Consider the following 15,490-nt stretch of genomic DNA (forward strand, 5'->3'; position numbering starts at 1 on the left):
GGATATCTTTATATCCTGATATCTTCATAAATTTCTCCAAGGATCAACAGCTTGGCTATCCGCAGTTCCTACCTCTTCACGTCCGAATCGGTTTCGGAAGGTCATCCCGACAAGGTCGCCGACCAGATCAGCGATGCGATCGTTGATCTCTTTCTGGGCATCGACAATGAAGCGCGCATTGCCTGCGAAACGCTGACGACGACGCAGTTGGTGGTTCTGGCGGGGGAAATCCGTGGCAAGGGCATCTACGAGAATGGCGAGTGGGCTGCCGGCATTCCGGAGCGGGTCGAACAGGCCGTTCGCGATACGGTGAAGTCGATCGGTTACGAGCAGTTGGGCTTCCACTGGAACCAGTTCCGGTTCGAGAACAACCTGCACGGTCAGTCGTCAGAAATCGCGCAGGGCGTCGACGCCAGCGGCAACAAGGACGAAGGCGCAGGCGACCAGGGCATCATGTTCGGTTACGCGACCGACGAGACCCCTGATTACCTCCCCGCGACTCTCTACTACAGCCACAAGATCCTGGAGCGCATGGCTGCCGACCGTCACTCGGGCGCGGCGCCGTTCCTCGAGCCTGACGCCAAGAGCCAGGTCACGCTGCGCTACGAGCAGAGCAAGCCGGTCGCGGCGACCGCGGTCGTCGTGTCGACCCAGCATGCGAAGGGCTATCACGAGGGCGAGCAGGAGGCCGAGTTGAAGGCCTATGTGAAGCGCGTTGTCGCCGACGTCCTCCCCGCCGAACTGCTGAGCGACGAGACCGTCTATCACATCAATCCGACCGGCGCGTTCGAGATCGGCGGACCCGATGGCGACGCCGGCCTGACCGGTCGCAAGATCATCGTCGACACCTATGGTGGCGCAGCCCCTCACGGCGGCGGCGCGTTCAGCGGCAAGGACCCGACCAAGGTCGATCGCTCGGCCGCCTACGCCGCGCGCTATCTCGCCAAGAATATCGTGGCGGCCGGACTTGCCACGCGCTGCACCATCCAGCTCGCTTACGCGATCGGGGTGTCAGAGCCCCTGTCGCTGTACGTCGACACGCATGGTACCGGCACCGTCGGTGACGACGTGATCGAGGCGGCGATCGGGCGCATCGCCAAGCTCGGCAAGCTGACCCCGCGCGGGATCCGCACGCACCTAGGTCTCAACAAGCCCATCTATGCCAAGACCGCAGCCTACGGCCATTTTGGGCGCAAGGCTGAGGGCGACCACTTCCCGTGGGAGCGGACCGACCTCACCGAGGATCTCAAGGCCGCACTCGCCGCCTGATAAATTACGGGCCGCGCCACCAGGTGCGGCCCGTTTTTCGTTAAGCGAGCATGCGAACCTTGGGTTCGCGGTCCCAATGGCGCTTCGGGGCGACCTTCGCGAACTGATCGTTCGGAACCACGCCGGCATCGACCTCGAGACCAAGCCGCTCGATCAGCGCCATCGACCCCTTGCAATGACCGATCGTCTTGCAGTGGGCGTAGGCGTCCATCAGCCAGCCGAGCGCGGCGCTGTCGTTCTTCAGCGCGTCGACGCGGTCGGGCATAAGTACCATCGCGACGGCGTCGAACAGCACCGAAGGCGATCCGGCCAACTGTCCGTCGGCCTTCAGGCTGCCACCCTTGAGCGTCAGCTCGCCTACCTTCGGCGCCACGGTGAATGCCGTTCCGCCGCCTGCTTCGATGGCTTCCTTCAAGTCGTTGATCGCCGCCAAGTCGGACCCTTCGTCGAAGAGGACCGCCACCTTGCGTCCCTTCATCGGGACGTCGCCATGCTTGACGATCGAAAGCGCATCCGAGGTCTCCATGTCGATCGGCGCGCTCGCTGCCTTGTTGGCCGCGGGCAAGTCCATCGCAAGCCCGTCGGCGACGCGCTTCGCAAGCGCTTCATCGACATTGCGCAAATTGCCGAGCACCCGGGTCCGGATCGCTTCGATCGTCACCTTCGACAATTCGAAAACGATCGCCGATGCCAAATGCGCCTGCTCGATCTCGGTCTGCGAACGGAAGAACAGCCGCGCCTGGCTGTAATGGTCGGCGAAGGTTTCCGATCGGATGCGCAGCTTCTCGCTACCGTCGTTGCGTTCGTCGTTCCGCGCGACGGTGCGGAAGCCCTGCTCGCTTTCGCGCGGACCGCCTTCCTCGCCAAATTCGGCCAGCGTGTTCGGTTCGTAGTTAGCGCGGCCCTTCGGCACCATCGTCTGCATCATCCCGTCACGCTGGAAGTTGCCGAACGGGCAGCGCGGCGCGTTGATCGGAATCTGGTGGAAGTTGGTCGTCCCCAACCGCGACTTTTGCGTGTCGAGGTAAGAGAAGAGGCGTCCCTGCAACAGCGGATCGTTGGAGAAATCGATTCCCGGCGGCACATTGGTAGGCAGGAAGGCGACCTGCTCGGTCTCGGCAAAGAAATTGTCGACGTTGCGATTGAGCGTCAGGCGACCGATTACGCGAACCGGAAGCACTTCTTCGGGGATCAGCTTGGTCGCATCGAGCACATCATAGGGTTGCGCCGCCGCGAATTCCTCATCGAACACCTGAATGCCCAAGTCCCACTGCGGAAAGTCGCCGCCGTCGATCGCTTCGAACAGGTCGCGGCGATGATAATCGGGATCGGCACCGGCAATCTTGACCGCCTCGTCCCAGCAGGTCGATTGCAGGCCGAGCACAGGCTTCCAGTGGAACTTGACGAATTTGCTGTCGCCAGCGTCGTTCACCAGGCGGAAAGTGTGAACCCCAAAGCCCTCGATGAAGCGCAACGAACGCGGAATTCCGCGGTCGCTCATCGCCCACATGATCATGTGGGTCGATTCGGGCATCAGGCTGATGAAGTCCCAGAAGGTGTCGTGCGCCGACGCCGCCTGCGGGTAGCCGCGATCGGCTTCCATCTTTACCGAGTGAACAAGGTCCGGGAATTTCAACGCGTCCTGGATGAAGAACACCGGGATGTTGTTGCCGACGAGATCCCAATTGCCCTCGGTGGTGTAGAATTTCACCGCGAAGCCACGCACGTCGCGGGGGGTGTCGACCGATCCGGCGCCGCCCGCGACGGTGGAGAAGCGCACGAAGGTTTCGGTCTTCTCGCCTTTCTTGAACACCGCCGCGCGGGTGATGTCGCTGATGTCGTCGGTCGCTTCGAACACGCCATGCGCACCCGAACCGCGCGCATGAACGATGCGCTCGGGGATCCGCTCGTGATCGAAGTGGAAGATCTTTTCGCGAAGCACGAAATCCTCGAGCAGGGTTGGCCCGCGCGCGCCGGCCTTCAGGCTGTTCTGGTTGTCGGAAATCGGGACGCCGTGGTTGGTGGTCAGCCCCCCGCCGGTCTGATGCGTTTCGCCGCCATTGCCGGCGGTCGTCGGGGTCGACGTCTTGGTCATGCTGAAAATCCTCTTGGCTGAACTTACCCAACGCGCCCTGCTCGACTGTCTTTCCCTCCAATGACGAATGCTAGAAAATAAAAGCGCGCGCAGCGTCCGCCGAGACGCGCGTCCTTGACGAGCCGAGCGAGGCGCGGCCACAGTCGCCGCAATTCCTCATCAGGAGACCGGCCATGCGTTTCATCCGCCTCGCACTTCCTCTTTCAATGGCGCTCGGCGCCACGGCCTGCGCCACGACGCAGCCCGAACCGCTTCCCGTTGCACCGGTCGCCGATGCCAACACGCCAGTTTCCACCGCAGCCTATGAACCGACTTTCGATGCGGCGCGCCTCGACGCCCATGTCAAAACGCTCAGCGACGACAGCTTCGAGGGTCGCGGCCCGGCGACGGCCGGTGAGACAAAGACCGTCAAATATCTGATCGACCAACTTACCGCGGCGGGGGTCGAACCCGGCGGCGAAGTCATCGACGGGCGGCGGCAGTGGACCCAGCGCGTGCCGTTGCTGAAGTCGGACATCGTCGGCGATCCCGTCGTCACTCTTCATCGTGGCGCAACGGGAACGCGGCTTGCCCAAGGAACCGAGGTCGCCATTCGCGCGCCGATGAACGGCCAGACGCAAGTCCGCCTGAACAAGGTGCCGATGCTCTTCGCCGGCTATGGCGTGACCGCCCCCGAGCGCGGCTGGGACGATTTCAAGGATGTCGACGTTCGCGGCAAGGTGATCGTCGTGCTCGTCAACGATCCCGACTTCGAAGGCGGGGAAGGCGACTTCGGCGGCAAGGCGATGACCTATTATGGCCGCTGGACCTACAAATATGAGGAAGCCGCGCGTCGAGGGGCGGCAGGCGTCATCATCGTCCATGAGACCGCGCCCGCCAGCTACGGCTGGCCGACGGTCCAGAACTCGAACACCAACACGATGTTCGACATCGTGCGCGCCGATCCTGCAAAGGCTCACGCACCGGTCAATGGCTGGATCCAGCAGGACAAGGCTGCGGCGATGTTGGCGGCCGCCGGATTGAACTTCGACACGCTGAAAGCCGCCGCGCGGCGCAAGGATTTCCGTCCGGTCGACCTGAAAACGTCGATGAGCGTGACGCTGAATGCCAAGACCGAAGTCATCACCAGCTACAATGTCGCGGGACGAGTGACGGGGTCGGCCTATCCCAACGAGACGGTGATCTACACCGCGCACCACGACCACATCGGCGTCGGCCAGCCTGACGCCAATGGCGATCGTATCTTCAACGGGGCGATCGACAACGCGACCGGGACCGCGCACGTCATTGAACAGGCCCGCGCCTTCGCGGCCGGACCCAAGCCGAAGCGCTCGGTCTTGTTCCTGTTCGTGGGAGCCGAGGAAAAAGGGCTGCTGGGGAGCGAATATTACGCCTCCAACCCGCTTTACCCGCTCTCGACCACCGCGGGCGTGCTCAACACCGACAGCATGGGTGTCTATGGGCGCGCTCGGAATTTCTCGATGTCGGGCAGCGCGCGCTTCGGCTTGCTGGACATGATGGTCGAGGAGGCGCGCCGTCGCGGCCGCAGCTTCACGCCCGATGCCAACCCCGGTGCCGGACTCTTCTTTCGCTCGGACCACTTTCCGTTCGCAAAGGGCGGCGTCCCCGCAATCAGCTTCCGGTCGGGCAACGACCTCGTCGAAGGCGGAACGGCGCGCGGAGAAGCGATCGGCGCCGACTATACGACCAAGCGCTATCACCAGCCGGACGACGAATGGCAGCCGGGCTGGGACTATAGCGGCCTGATCGACGATGCCGGCCTTCTCCATGCCGTCGGTCGCAACCTCGCCAATTCGCGCGATTGGCCGAACTGGAGCCAGGACAGCGAATTCCGCGCGGCACGCGACCGGTCGGCCGGAGAGCGCGGCGAGACCGCCACGTCTCCGCTTCCGGCCCCGGCCGCACCCGCGCCAGAAGCGAGCCCGATCGCCGGCGAACGCGGTTAGGCTTTTCAAATCAATCGACAATCAGGAGACGGTGAACATGCTCGACGACGACAAGCGCAAGCAGGCGATCGACCTCTACGACCGCTTCACGCACGAAGGGATGGACCGGCGCGACTTCTTCACCCGCATGACCGCGATCGCGGGAAGCGCGGCGGCGGCGAGCACCCTCATCGCCTCGATCGCGGCGAGCCCCGCGGCGGCGGCGATCATTCCCGCGGACGACAAGCGACTGACGACCCGCACGATGGCCTTCACCGGCGCCGCGTCGGCGTACCGCGCCTACGTCGCCGAGCCGCGCAGCCGCTCGCTCAAGGCCAGCGTCATGGTCATCCACGAGAATCGCGGATTGACCGAGCATATCCGCGACGTCGCTCGCCGGGTCGCGCTCGCCGGCTATCGAGCGGTCGCGGTCGATTTCCTGTCGCCCGGTGGCGGCACGCCCACGAATGAAGATGCCGCGCGGGAGGCGATCGGCAAGCTCGACCTTGCCAAGTCCACGACTGACGCGGTGGCCATGCTCCGCGAACTGGCCGGCTCCAGCCGCGGCGGAAAGGTCGGGGCGGTCGGGTTCTGTTGGGGTGGTGCGTTCGTCAACCGCCTGGCGGTTGCGGCGGGCGCGGATCTTGATGCGGGCGTCTCCTATTATGGTCCCGCACCCGATCCTTCGGAAGCGACCAAGGTACAGTCGCCGCTTCTCATCCATCTTGCCGGCCTCGACGAGCGCGTCAACCGCTCCGCCTATCCGTGGGTCACTGCCCTTCGGGCCGCGAACAAGCCGGTAATTTATCAGGAGTATGACGGGATCAACCACGCCTTCAATAACGATACATCGACCGAGCGTTACGACAAGGCGGCCGCCGACTTGGCATGGGAGCGCACGTTGCGGTTCTTCAAGCGGAACCTCGCATAGCGAAAAGGCCGGCCTAAAGCCCAAAGAAAAAGGGCCGGCGGATCGCTCCGCCGGCCCTTCTCTTTCCGCCCTGCCAGGCGGGCAAGCGACTAGTCGCGGTTGCCCATGAAGCTCAGCAGGAACTGGAACATGTTGATGAAGTCTAGGTACAGCGTCAGCGCGCCCATGATGACCGTCTTGCCCATCATGTCGGTGCCGGCAACGTAGGCGTACATCGACTTGATCTTCTGCGTGTCATAGGCGGTCAGGCCTGCGAACAGCAGGACGCCGATCGCGCTGATTGCCAGCTGCATCGCCGTCGACTGAAGGAACAGGTTGATCACCATCGCGACCAGCAGGCCGACGACGCCCATGATCAGGAACGTGCCGAAGCCCGACAGGTCCTTCTTGGTCGTGTATCCCCACAGGCTGAGACCCATGAAGGCCGCTGCGACCGCGAAGAAGGTCTGGGCGATCGACGTCCCGGTGTAGACCAGGAAGATCGTCGACATCGACAGGCCCATCGCAAAGGCGAAGCCCCAGAACAGCGCCTGAAGCGTCGATTCCTTCATCTTGTTGACGCCGAAGCTCATCGCGAAGACGAACCCGAGCGGCGCCAGCATAATCACCCAGCGCAGCGGCGTGGCCATCACCTGTGCGGCGATGCCGCTGTTGGCGAACAGCAGGGCGACGATGCCGGTCAGCAGCACCCCCGACGCCATGTAATTGTAAACCTTGAGCATGTAGGACCGCAGGCCCGCATCGCGCGCGGCCCGGGGCACGCCGACGGATACGGCCGGGCCGAAGCCTGACGCATTCGTCGTGCGCGGGTCATACTGGTTCTGCATTCTCACTCCTCTTCTGGGGGGCCTCGACGACACATCCCCGAATAGGGACAATATCGGGAATGTTCGTGCGTTCTTCAAGCGAAACACGACATGAGCCGCGACGTTCATTCAAGGGAAAGAAATCGGGTGCACCGCTTATTCGTCGCCTTGCCGTTACAACAGAACATTCGCGAGGGTCTGATCGACACGATGGAGGGGCTTCCCTCCGTCAATTGGCAACCCGAAGACCAGTTGCACCTGACCCTGCGCTTCGTCGGCGAGGTCGAGCGGCCCGTGGCGGAGGACCTCGCCGTCGCCCTGTCTGCCCTCAAAAGCCCAGCCGTCGACATCTCGATCAGCGGGGTCGGTCGATTTGATCACCAATCTCGCGGCGTGCTTTGGGCCGCCGTCCAGCCTCGCGAGCCGATCGTTACGCTGGCAGGAAAGATCGAGCGCATTTGCCAGCGCATCGGATTGCCGCCCGAACGCCGCGCCTACCACCCGCACATCACCTTGGGTCGCTGGAACCGCTTTCCCGGCTCTGACCTTGACCGGTTTCTTGCGCGGCACGCCACGTTGCGCAGCGATCCTTTCCGGATCGACCGGTTCACGTTGTTCGAAAGCCATCTTGGCCACGCCGGCGCGCATCACGAGGTGATCGCGGACTTCCCGCTCGCCTGAGGCGGTTGTCTGGCGGCGGTGACGCACCCATCTACCAAGCTTCGCGTTGACCATGCGAGCCGCCCCGCGCTATCAGAACATAAACGGAACGAGATCGATTCATGCTGACCCACATTTCCGTCCGCGGCGCGCGCGAGCATAACCTCAAGGGGGTCGACGTCGACATCCCGCGCGAAAGCCTGACGGTGATCACCGGCCTGTCGGGATCGGGCAAGTCGAGTCTCGCGTTCGATACCATCTATGCGGAAGGACAGCGCCGCTACGTCGAGTCCCTGTCGGCCTATGCCCGCCAGTTCCTGGAGATGATGCAGAAGCCCGACGTCGAGCACATCGACGGCCTCTCGCCCGCCATTTCGATCGAGCAGAAGACGACCAGCCGCAATCCGCGGTCGACCGTCGCGACCGTTACGGAAATCTACGATTACATGCGACTCCTGTGGGCGCGAGTGGGTGTTCCCTACTCGCCCGCCACCGGCCTTCCAATCGAAGCGCAGCAGGTCAGCCAAATGGTCGACCGAGTCATGGCGCTCCCCGAAGGCACCCGCCACTATCTCCTCGCGCCCGTCGTCCGCGGCCGGAAGGGCGAGTATCGCAAGGAATTGGCCGAATGGCAGAAGGCGGGCTTCACGCGCGTCCGCATCGACGGCGAGTTCCACGAGATCGACGAGGCGCCAGCGCTCGACAAGAAGTACAAGCATGACCTCGAGGTCGTGGTCGATCGCATCGTCATCCGCGACGGGATTCAGAGCCGCTTGGCCGACAGTTTCGAGACCGCGCTGAAGCTGGCGGACGGGCTCGCCTACCTGGATCCTGCCGACCCACCCGCCGAAGAGGCAACGACCGCATCCGGAATGAAGCTCGACTTCGGCGCCCCCGGACGCATCGTTTTCTCGGAAAAATTTGCCTGTCCCGTGTCCGGCTTCACGATCGCCGAGATCGAGCCACGGCTGTTCTCGTTCAACGCGCCGCAGGGAGCATGCCCGGCGTGCGATGGGCTTGGCGAAAAGATGCTGTTCGACGAGGATCTCGTCGTCCCCAACCACGCGCTCTCGATCACCAAGGGTGCGGTCGTCCCCTGGGCAAAGTCGCAGCCGCCCTCGCCCTACTATATGCAGGTGCTTGGAAGCCTCGCGCGGGCCTACGACTTTGATCTCGCGACTCCGTGGGGCGATCTTCCCCAGGAGGCGCGCGACCTCATCCTTCGCGGAACCAAGGGCAAGCCCGTCACGCTTCGCTTCATCGACGGCCGCAAGAGCTATGAAGTGAAGAAGCCGTTCGAAGGCGTGCTCGGCAATCTCGAGCGGCGGATGCTGTCGACCGAGAGCGCGTGGATGCGCGAGGAGCTCTCACGTTATCAGGCAAGTCACCCGTGCGAAGTATGCCACGGCGCGCGCCTGAAGCCCGAAGCCTTGTCCGTGAAGATCGCCGCGGAAGACATTTCGCTGTCAGCGCGGCGCTCGGTCGCCGACGCGCTTGCCTGGTTCTCCGCTCTAGAAGAGCAGCTCGGCCCGCAGCAACGCGAAATAGCGCATCCAATACTGAAGGAAATCAACGCGCGTCTCGGATTCCTTCACAACGTCGGGCTCGATTATCTCAATCTCGACCGGACCAGCGGAACGCTGTCGGGCGGTGAAAGCCAGCGTATCCGCCTTGCGTCGCAGATCGGCAGCGGCTTGTCGGGGGTGCTCTATGTGCTCGACGAACCGTCGATCGGTCTGCACCAGAAGGACAATGACCGGCTGCTGGAAACACTCAAGCGCCTCCGCGGCCTCGGCAACACCGTTCTGGTCGTTGAGCATGACGAAGACGCGATCCGCACCGCCGATCACGTCATCGACATGGGTCCCGGCGCCGGCGTTCATGGCGGCACCGTCGTGTGCGCAGGTACCCTCGACGAATTGCTGGCATGCGAAGACAGTTTGACCGCGGATTACCTCTCTGGCCGTCGGTCGATCCCGATCCGCGACACGCGTCGCAAGGGTAACGGCAAGAAGCTCACCGTGAAGGGCGCGACGGCCAACAACCTGCGCAACATCACCGCTTCGATCCCGCTCGGTACCTTCACCTGCATCACCGGCGTTTCCGGGTCGGGCAAGTCGAGCTTCACGATCGACACGCTCTACGCCGCCGCGGCTCGTCAGCTTAACGGCGCACGAATTCTTGCCGGAAAGTTCGACAAGATTGTTGGGCTCGAGCATCTCGACAAGGTCATCGACATTGACCAGTCGCCGATCGGGCGCACACCGCGGTCGAACCCGGCCACCTACACTGGCGCCTTCACCCAGATCCGCGACTGGTTCGCTGGTCTGCCGGAAAGCCAGGAACGCGGCTACAAGCCCGGCCGGTTCAGCTTCAACGTCAAGGGCGGGCGCTGCGAGGCCTGCACCGGCGATGGACTGCTCAAGATCGAGATGCACTTTCTGCCCGACGTCTATGTTACCTGCGACGTTTGTCACGGTCAGCGCTACAACCGCGAGACGCTGGAGGTGAAGTTCAAGGGAAAGAGCATCGCCGACGTTCTCGACATGACCGTCGAGGACGCCGTCGAATTCTTCAAGGCCGTACCCGGCATCCGCGACAAAATGGCGATGCTGGCCGAGGTCGGCCTTGGCTACATCAAGGTCGGGCAACAGGCGACGACGCTCAGTGGCGGCGAAGCGCAGCGCGTCAAACTGTCGAAGGAATTGTCACGCCGCGCAACAGGTCAGACGCTCTACATTCTCGACGAGCCGACGACCGGTCTCCACTTCGAGGATGTTCGGAAATTGCTCGAGGTGCTTCATGCCCTCGTCGAGCAGGGCAACACTGTCGTCGTCATCGAGCACAACCTCGATGTGATCAAAACCGCCGATTGGGTCCTCGACCTCGGCCCGGGCGGCGGCGTCAACGGCGGCGAGATCGTCGCCGAAGGCATTCCGGAGCAGGTCGTTGCCGAGCCGCGCAGCTTCACCGGTCAGTATCTGGCCCCGCTCTTGCAGCGTTCGCCAGTGCCGCCGCCCCCCTCGTCCTCTCGACGAAAAAAGACGGCGGCGCCGGTCGCTAAAGCCGAATTGGAGTCGGCGAAGTAATCAGGACTTAGGCGCGGCGAGCACCGTGCATGCGATACGGTCGCCGCTGTCGCCGCTTGGATCGGTCTTATAATCGTCTGCCTTGGCGTGGACGACCAAGGCCGTGCCGTCGGCGTCGGCAAGCATGTTCGACCCGCTTGTCATCATCGCATCGGCAATCTGGACGGTCGAAGTAACCGTTCCATCCGCTCCGACTTCGATGTTGGCCAGATCGCCCAAGTGCGCCCCCTCGGGATTGTCGCGACCATGCTTCTTGCCGGCGGGGTTCCAGTGCGAGCCCGCACTCTCAAACTTCGGGCCTTCGCAAAGGCCCTTTTCATGCAAGTGGATGCCATGAATCCCGGCGGGCATGCCCGTCCCATTGACGTTCAGCGTGAGGCCGGTCGGGCCTTCGCTAACAGTGACACTTCCCAAGGCCGCGCCATCCGCACCCGCGAACTGAAACATCTGCGTCGCGCCGGCGCCGGTCGCGGCCATATTGCCGGTCGTCGAATTGTCGGCCGATCCCATCGCCGTGGTGTCGGCATTAACTGTTTCTGCCGGGGTGCGTTCTTGCGAGCACGCAGCAATCGCCAAGGTCGAAGCGGCGATCGTTATGGCTGCAAATTTCGAAAAATGGATCATGTCTGGCTCCTGTTGCGTCATGGCGAAACGCGCCACCGGCAAGCAGGGTCCGAATCAGTTGGCGCTCGCGTTAATGCGCACGTCGACGCGGCGGTTCTGCGGTTCGCGCACACCGTCTGCAGTCGCAATCAACGGTCGCTGCTCTCCGTAGGCGCTTACACGCATCGACGCCATCGGCACTCCGCGCCCAGCGAGATATGTCCGCACCGTTTCCGCCCGCCGCCGCGACGCTTCCAGATTGGCCCCGGACGGGCCTGAGCGATCGCTGTGCCCCTCGATCGAAATGACTGCACCCGGACTCTGGAGGTAAGCTGACGCAGCGTCATCCAACGACGCCGCACCGTCACGGTCGACGTCCGGCCGATCCCAGCCGAAGAAGACCATGGTCACGCCGGGCACCGGGCGAACTGGCTGCTGCGTCGCAGCGGCAGGCGCGATCGCCGCGACTCCCCACGCTGCAAGTAAATACAGACTGATCTTCATGCGTGCCTCTTCCTCACGCGCTATTTCTAGGATGCGCTCTCGCGTGCGGCAACCTGCCGCAGTCGAGATCGAGCCGCACGCAAAAAGAAACCCCGGAAAAGCCTTGGCTCTTCCGGGGTCGCTTTGTTCAGGCCTAAGCCCGCTGTCGCTTAGCCGCGCTCTGGAGCGGGCGGCGGCGGCGGCGGCGGCGGCGGCGGCGGCGGAGCCGGGCACACGTCGGTCGCCAGGATCACCGAACCGTCCGGGCACGTCTGCGTGGCAGGCGGCGGGGGCGGCGGGGGCGGCGGGGGCGGCGGCGGCGGCGGCGGCGGAGCGAAGTTGTAGATCAGGCTCGCGAGAAGCGAGTGCGACCGGAACTTGCCGTCGAGCGACGAGCCGTCCGACGAATAGTCGAACTTGGTGTTGAAGAAGCGATACTTCACACCGAAGTCGACGTTCGGCGAAAGGGCACGGCGAACGCCGGCCGTGACCTGCCACGCCAGGTTGGTATCGCTTTCGCTGACGTCGCCGAGGTCGTCGTCACCAAAGCGATGCTTGATGCGAGCAACACCGACACCCGGTCCAACGAAACCGCTCCAGCCGTCGTCGTCACCGAAGTCGAGCAGGCCGTTGGCCATTGCCGACAGTACGCTGACGCGGCCATCGACGTCGCCGACGACGGTGTTTCCACCGATCAGGCGGCCGTCGATCTGGGCTTCGCCGATCGATGCGCGCTTGTAGCCGAGTTCGGCTTCAAGGCGGAACATCCCGAAGTCATAACCGGCGACGGTATCGACATCGAAGCCCGTCTTGTGGTCCAGGATGATGGCGTCATCGACGGTCACGGTGCCAAGGTTGGCATCGAGACGGGTGTCTTCGACGAGCATCGCGCCGCCTTCGAGGCCGACGTACCACGACTGGTCGCGAGCGACCGCCGGAGTGGCCAACACGGTCGAAGCGAGCGCCATCGTGATGGCTAACTTCCGCATAGGTAAATCCCCTTTCGTATGCGTTCAAAATTCAGAACTGCTTGAACATAGTATGAGAGGGGAAGTTGCCGCGCAAGAATCCAAATTTCGCGGATGTTGCCCAAATGCACCACTCGGAGACGCCACCCGTCGGAAGGCCCTGCGCGGGCGGCTGAATTTTAGCTTCCGATGAGGCCATGTCCTTTCATGGCCGCGAGGATCGCCGCCACCGTCTCCCGGCACTCGCTATCGACGGTAGCCCCGCCCGCCGGTTGATCGATAGGGGCTGCTCTCTTGCCGATGACGCGCACGCCCTCCACGCGCACTTCGGCGAGATGCTCGATACCAACCTGCCAGTCCCCGTTACGGCGGTGGACGCATAGGCCGCTCGATCGCTCGGTGACGCGCATCCCGACCGGCGGATCGATATATCGCCACCCGCCTTCACCAAACGCCGCCAATTGCCCTTCGCGCCCAATCCAGGCTCCGGTTCGCTCGGCGCCGATCCTGAAGCATCGACCGACGACCGCATCGGTCGGCGGTTCGACATGCGCCCCATCCTCCACCACGGGGACGATCAGCGCGTCGAGCAGCGACAGTGCCTCATTGTGAAAAACTTCTTCTTGCGCCTGGCCGGCAATTCTTCACTGTTCCTAAGCGGTACCGAATGAGCGCGACGATGTCAACACAAAAGTGCGTATTTGGTTAGTGGGATGATTTTGATCTTATTCAATTCGTCGCAAACCCGCCAAATCCGACTCCCGGTCGTTTCGGCAAGGGTATAAACAAGTTCCCGCCGCCTCTCATTTCGAGTCGGCCTCCACGCGTTGCGCTCTTCACCTTGGTCTTGAGGGTTGATCGATGACGAACAGCCAAAGCTATTACCAACGGCGCGCCGCCGAAGAACGGCGCCAAGCACTCGCCGCGCGCGATCACTGCGTGGCCATGATCCACCGCCAGCTCGCCGAACGCTATGAAGTTCTCGCGATCGGCGCGCGTCACAACGTCGCCCATCATTCACGAACGATGCTCGACGCCTAGGCGAACGCCCGCCGCGGCACGCGGACCTTTACTTCCAGGCCCTGCTCGTTCCAGCGATGCTCGATGTCGCCGCGCAATTGCCGGCGAACGCTCATCTCGACCAGTTCCGACCCGAAGCCCTTGTCCTCGGTCGGTGCGTCGATGCGCTCGTTGCACTGCTCGATCCAGTCGATGTGGACTTGGTCGTCGGCGCTCGCCATGCGGATCTCGACCGTGCCCTCGGGCCGTCGCAGCGCTCCATATTTCACCGCGTTGGTCGCCAGCTCGTGAAACAGCAGCGCGATCGGGGTCACCGACGTCGGCGACACCGGCAAATCCTCGCCCTCGATCCGGATGCGCACGTCGGCACTATCCTGATACGGTGCCATCAGGTCGCCGATCAGCCGCTTCAGCGACGCGGCCCGGACGTCGCTGTCCTCCTCGCGAACGACATGATCGTGCGCGCGGCTCAGCGATTCGATCCGGCTCCCGACCTTGCCCGCCAGTGGCTTCAGCTCGGGAAACTCGCGCGCGCTGATCGACACCAGCCCGGCCACGACGGAAAAGATGTTCTTGATGCGGTGGTTGAGCTCGCGGCTCAGCAAATTGCGCGATTCGGACAGCTCGCGGTGCGCGTGGATGTCGGTGTTGCTTCCGAACCAGCGGACGATCGTCCCCGAATCGTCCTTCATCGGAACGCCCCGCGCCAGCGTCCAGCGATACTCGCCGTCCTTGCCGCGAAGCCGATACTCGGTCTCGTAGAATTCGCCCTCGTCGACCGCGCGGCGCCACACCGCGTTCGCGCCCTCGCGATCGTCGACATGCAGCGCGTCGATCCAGCCGACGCCGTCATGCTCGCCCGGCTTTGCGCCTGTATATTCGTACCAGCGCGCGTTGAAATAATCGGTCTTGCCGTCGGCGTCGGTCGACCATGCCATCTGCGGGATCGCGTTCGCCAGCGCCTCGAACCGCGTCTCGCTATGCTCGAGCGCGCGCTGCGCCTCGATCTTCGCGCGGCGATCCTTCAGCCGCCGCATTACCGCGCGCGCCAGCACCTTCAGCCCCTCGGCCTGGACCTCAGTCAGCCCGTCGCGCGGCTCCGGCGAAATCACGCACAGCGACCCCAGCGGCGCACCTTCCTCCGACACCAGAGGCGCGCCGGCATAGAAGCGGATATGTGGCGGTCCGGTGACCAGCGGATTGTCAGCGAAGCGCGGATCGAGCGTCGCGTCGCTCACCTCCATGACGTCGTCGCGCATCATCGCATGCTGGCAAAAGCTCATCGACCGCGGCGTCTCGCCCGCGCTCAATCCCTCGCGCGCGACGAACCGCTGCCGCTCGTCCTCGACAATGCTGACCAGCGCGATCGGTGCGTCGCACAGCTTGGAGGCAAAGTGGGTGATCGCGGCCAGTTCGGGATCGCCCTCGAGCCCCTGGACGTCATGCGCCGCGAGGACCTCAAGGCGCGCCTCTTCGGGACCGACGAAACCGGCCGTGCCCTCGTGCAGGCTGTCCTGAGTTGGTTCCGCCCCCATAATGAGCGACTGCTATCCAATCCTGTCCGCACTCACAAGCCGGAAAAAGTCACAACTTCCTGAATTTCCGACTGAAATGGCGAGC

13 protein-coding genes are annotated in these 15,490 nt (G+C 63.5%); 6 read left to right on the forward strand and 7 right to left on the reverse strand.

Annotated elements, in window-relative coordinates; genetic code table 11:
• Positions 1 to 57 precede the first annotated feature (57 nt).
• A complete protein-coding gene (gene metK, locus SH584_RS04480; RefSeq protein ID WP_324809468.1) occupies positions 58 to 1,269 on the forward strand; it encodes a methionine adenosyltransferase in 1,212 nt (403 codons plus the stop codon).
• Positions 1,270 to 1,309: 40 nt separating this feature from the next.
• On the opposite strand, the gene SH584_RS04485 is transcribed toward metK, so the two are convergent.
• A complete protein-coding gene (locus SH584_RS04485; RefSeq protein ID WP_324808881.1) occupies positions 1,310 to 3,364 on the reverse strand; it encodes a catalase in 2,055 nt (684 codons plus the stop codon).
• Positions 3,365 to 3,537: 173 nt separating this feature from the next.
• On the opposite strand from SH584_RS04485, the gene SH584_RS04490 reads away from it, so the two are divergent.
• Positions 3,538 to 5,331, forward strand: a complete 1,794-nt coding sequence (locus SH584_RS04490) for a M28 family peptidase (RefSeq protein ID WP_324808882.1) — start codon at positions 3,538 to 3,540, stop codon at positions 5,329 to 5,331.
• Positions 5,332 to 5,368: 37 nt separating this feature from the next.
• Positions 5,369 to 6,241, forward strand: a complete 873-nt coding sequence (locus SH584_RS04495; protein WP_324808884.1) for a dienelactone hydrolase family protein — start codon at positions 5,369 to 5,371, stop codon at positions 6,239 to 6,241.
• Between the two features lie 89 nt (positions 6,242 to 6,330).
• Here the strand turns inward: SH584_RS04495 and SH584_RS04500 are convergent, their stop codons facing one another.
• On the reverse strand, positions 6,331 to 7,068 hold the full coding sequence (locus SH584_RS04500; protein WP_324808886.1) for a Bax inhibitor-1/YccA family protein: 738 nt from the start codon (positions 7,066 to 7,068) through the stop codon (positions 6,331 to 6,333).
• Positions 7,069 to 7,158: 90 nt separating this feature from the next.
• Between SH584_RS04500 and thpR the strand changes: the two genes are divergently transcribed.
• Both thpR and uvrA read left to right on the forward strand, forming a co-directional pair.
• Positions 7,159 to 7,728 (forward strand): RNA 2',3'-cyclic phosphodiesterase, encoded by a 570-nt coding sequence (gene thpR / locus SH584_RS04505; protein WP_324808888.1) that lies wholly within the window; start codon positions 7,159 to 7,161, stop codon positions 7,726 to 7,728.
• Positions 7,729 to 7,829: 101 nt separating this feature from the next.
• Positions 7,830 to 10,796: an excinuclease ABC subunit UvrA gene (gene uvrA, locus SH584_RS04510; RefSeq protein WP_324808890.1), complete on the forward strand. Its 2,967-nt coding sequence runs from the start codon at positions 7,830 to 7,832 to the stop codon at positions 10,794 to 10,796.
• Here uvrA and SH584_RS04515 read toward each other — a convergent pair whose 3' ends face one another.
• From SH584_RS04515 to SH584_RS04530, 4 genes are all read right to left on the reverse strand, one after another.
• Complete coding sequence (locus SH584_RS04515) at positions 10,797 to 11,420, reverse strand: superoxide dismutase family protein (RefSeq protein WP_324808892.1); 624 nt, start codon at positions 11,418 to 11,420, stop codon at positions 10,797 to 10,799. It abuts the gene before it with no gap.
• A gap of 54 nt (positions 11,421 to 11,474) precedes the next feature.
• On the reverse strand, positions 11,475 to 11,903 hold the full coding sequence (locus tag SH584_RS04520; protein WP_324808894.1) for an OmpA family protein: 429 nt from the start codon (positions 11,901 to 11,903) through the stop codon (positions 11,475 to 11,477).
• A 149-nt stretch (positions 11,904 to 12,052) separates the two neighbouring features.
• Complete coding sequence (locus SH584_RS04525) at positions 12,053 to 12,871, reverse strand: outer membrane protein (protein ID WP_324808896.1); 819 nt, start codon at positions 12,869 to 12,871, stop codon at positions 12,053 to 12,055.
• A gap of 158 nt (positions 12,872 to 13,029) precedes the next feature.
• A complete protein-coding gene (locus tag SH584_RS04530) occupies positions 13,030 to 13,491 on the reverse strand; it encodes a DUF2793 domain-containing protein (RefSeq protein ID WP_324809470.1) in 462 nt (153 codons plus the stop codon).
• 220 nt (positions 13,492 to 13,711) lie between these two features.
• Between SH584_RS04530 and SH584_RS04535 the strand changes: the two genes are divergently transcribed.
• Entirely contained in the window at positions 13,712 to 13,891 is a 180-nt protein-coding gene (locus SH584_RS04535) for a hypothetical protein (protein ID WP_324808898.1), read from the forward strand.
• Here SH584_RS04535 and SH584_RS04540 read toward each other — a convergent pair.
• Positions 13,888 to 15,405: a sensor histidine kinase gene (locus SH584_RS04540; RefSeq protein ID WP_324808900.1), complete on the reverse strand. Its 1,518-nt coding sequence runs from the start codon at positions 15,403 to 15,405 to the stop codon at positions 13,888 to 13,890. The genes SH584_RS04535 and SH584_RS04540 overlap by 4 nt on opposite strands.
• Between the last annotated feature and the right edge of the window lie 85 nt (positions 15,406 to 15,490).

Origin of the sequence: Sphingomonas sp. LY29 (assembly GCF_035593985.1) — a bacterium.
In the GTDB taxonomy this organism is placed as follows: domain Bacteria; phylum Pseudomonadota; class Alphaproteobacteria; order Sphingomonadales; family Sphingomonadaceae; genus Sphingomicrobium.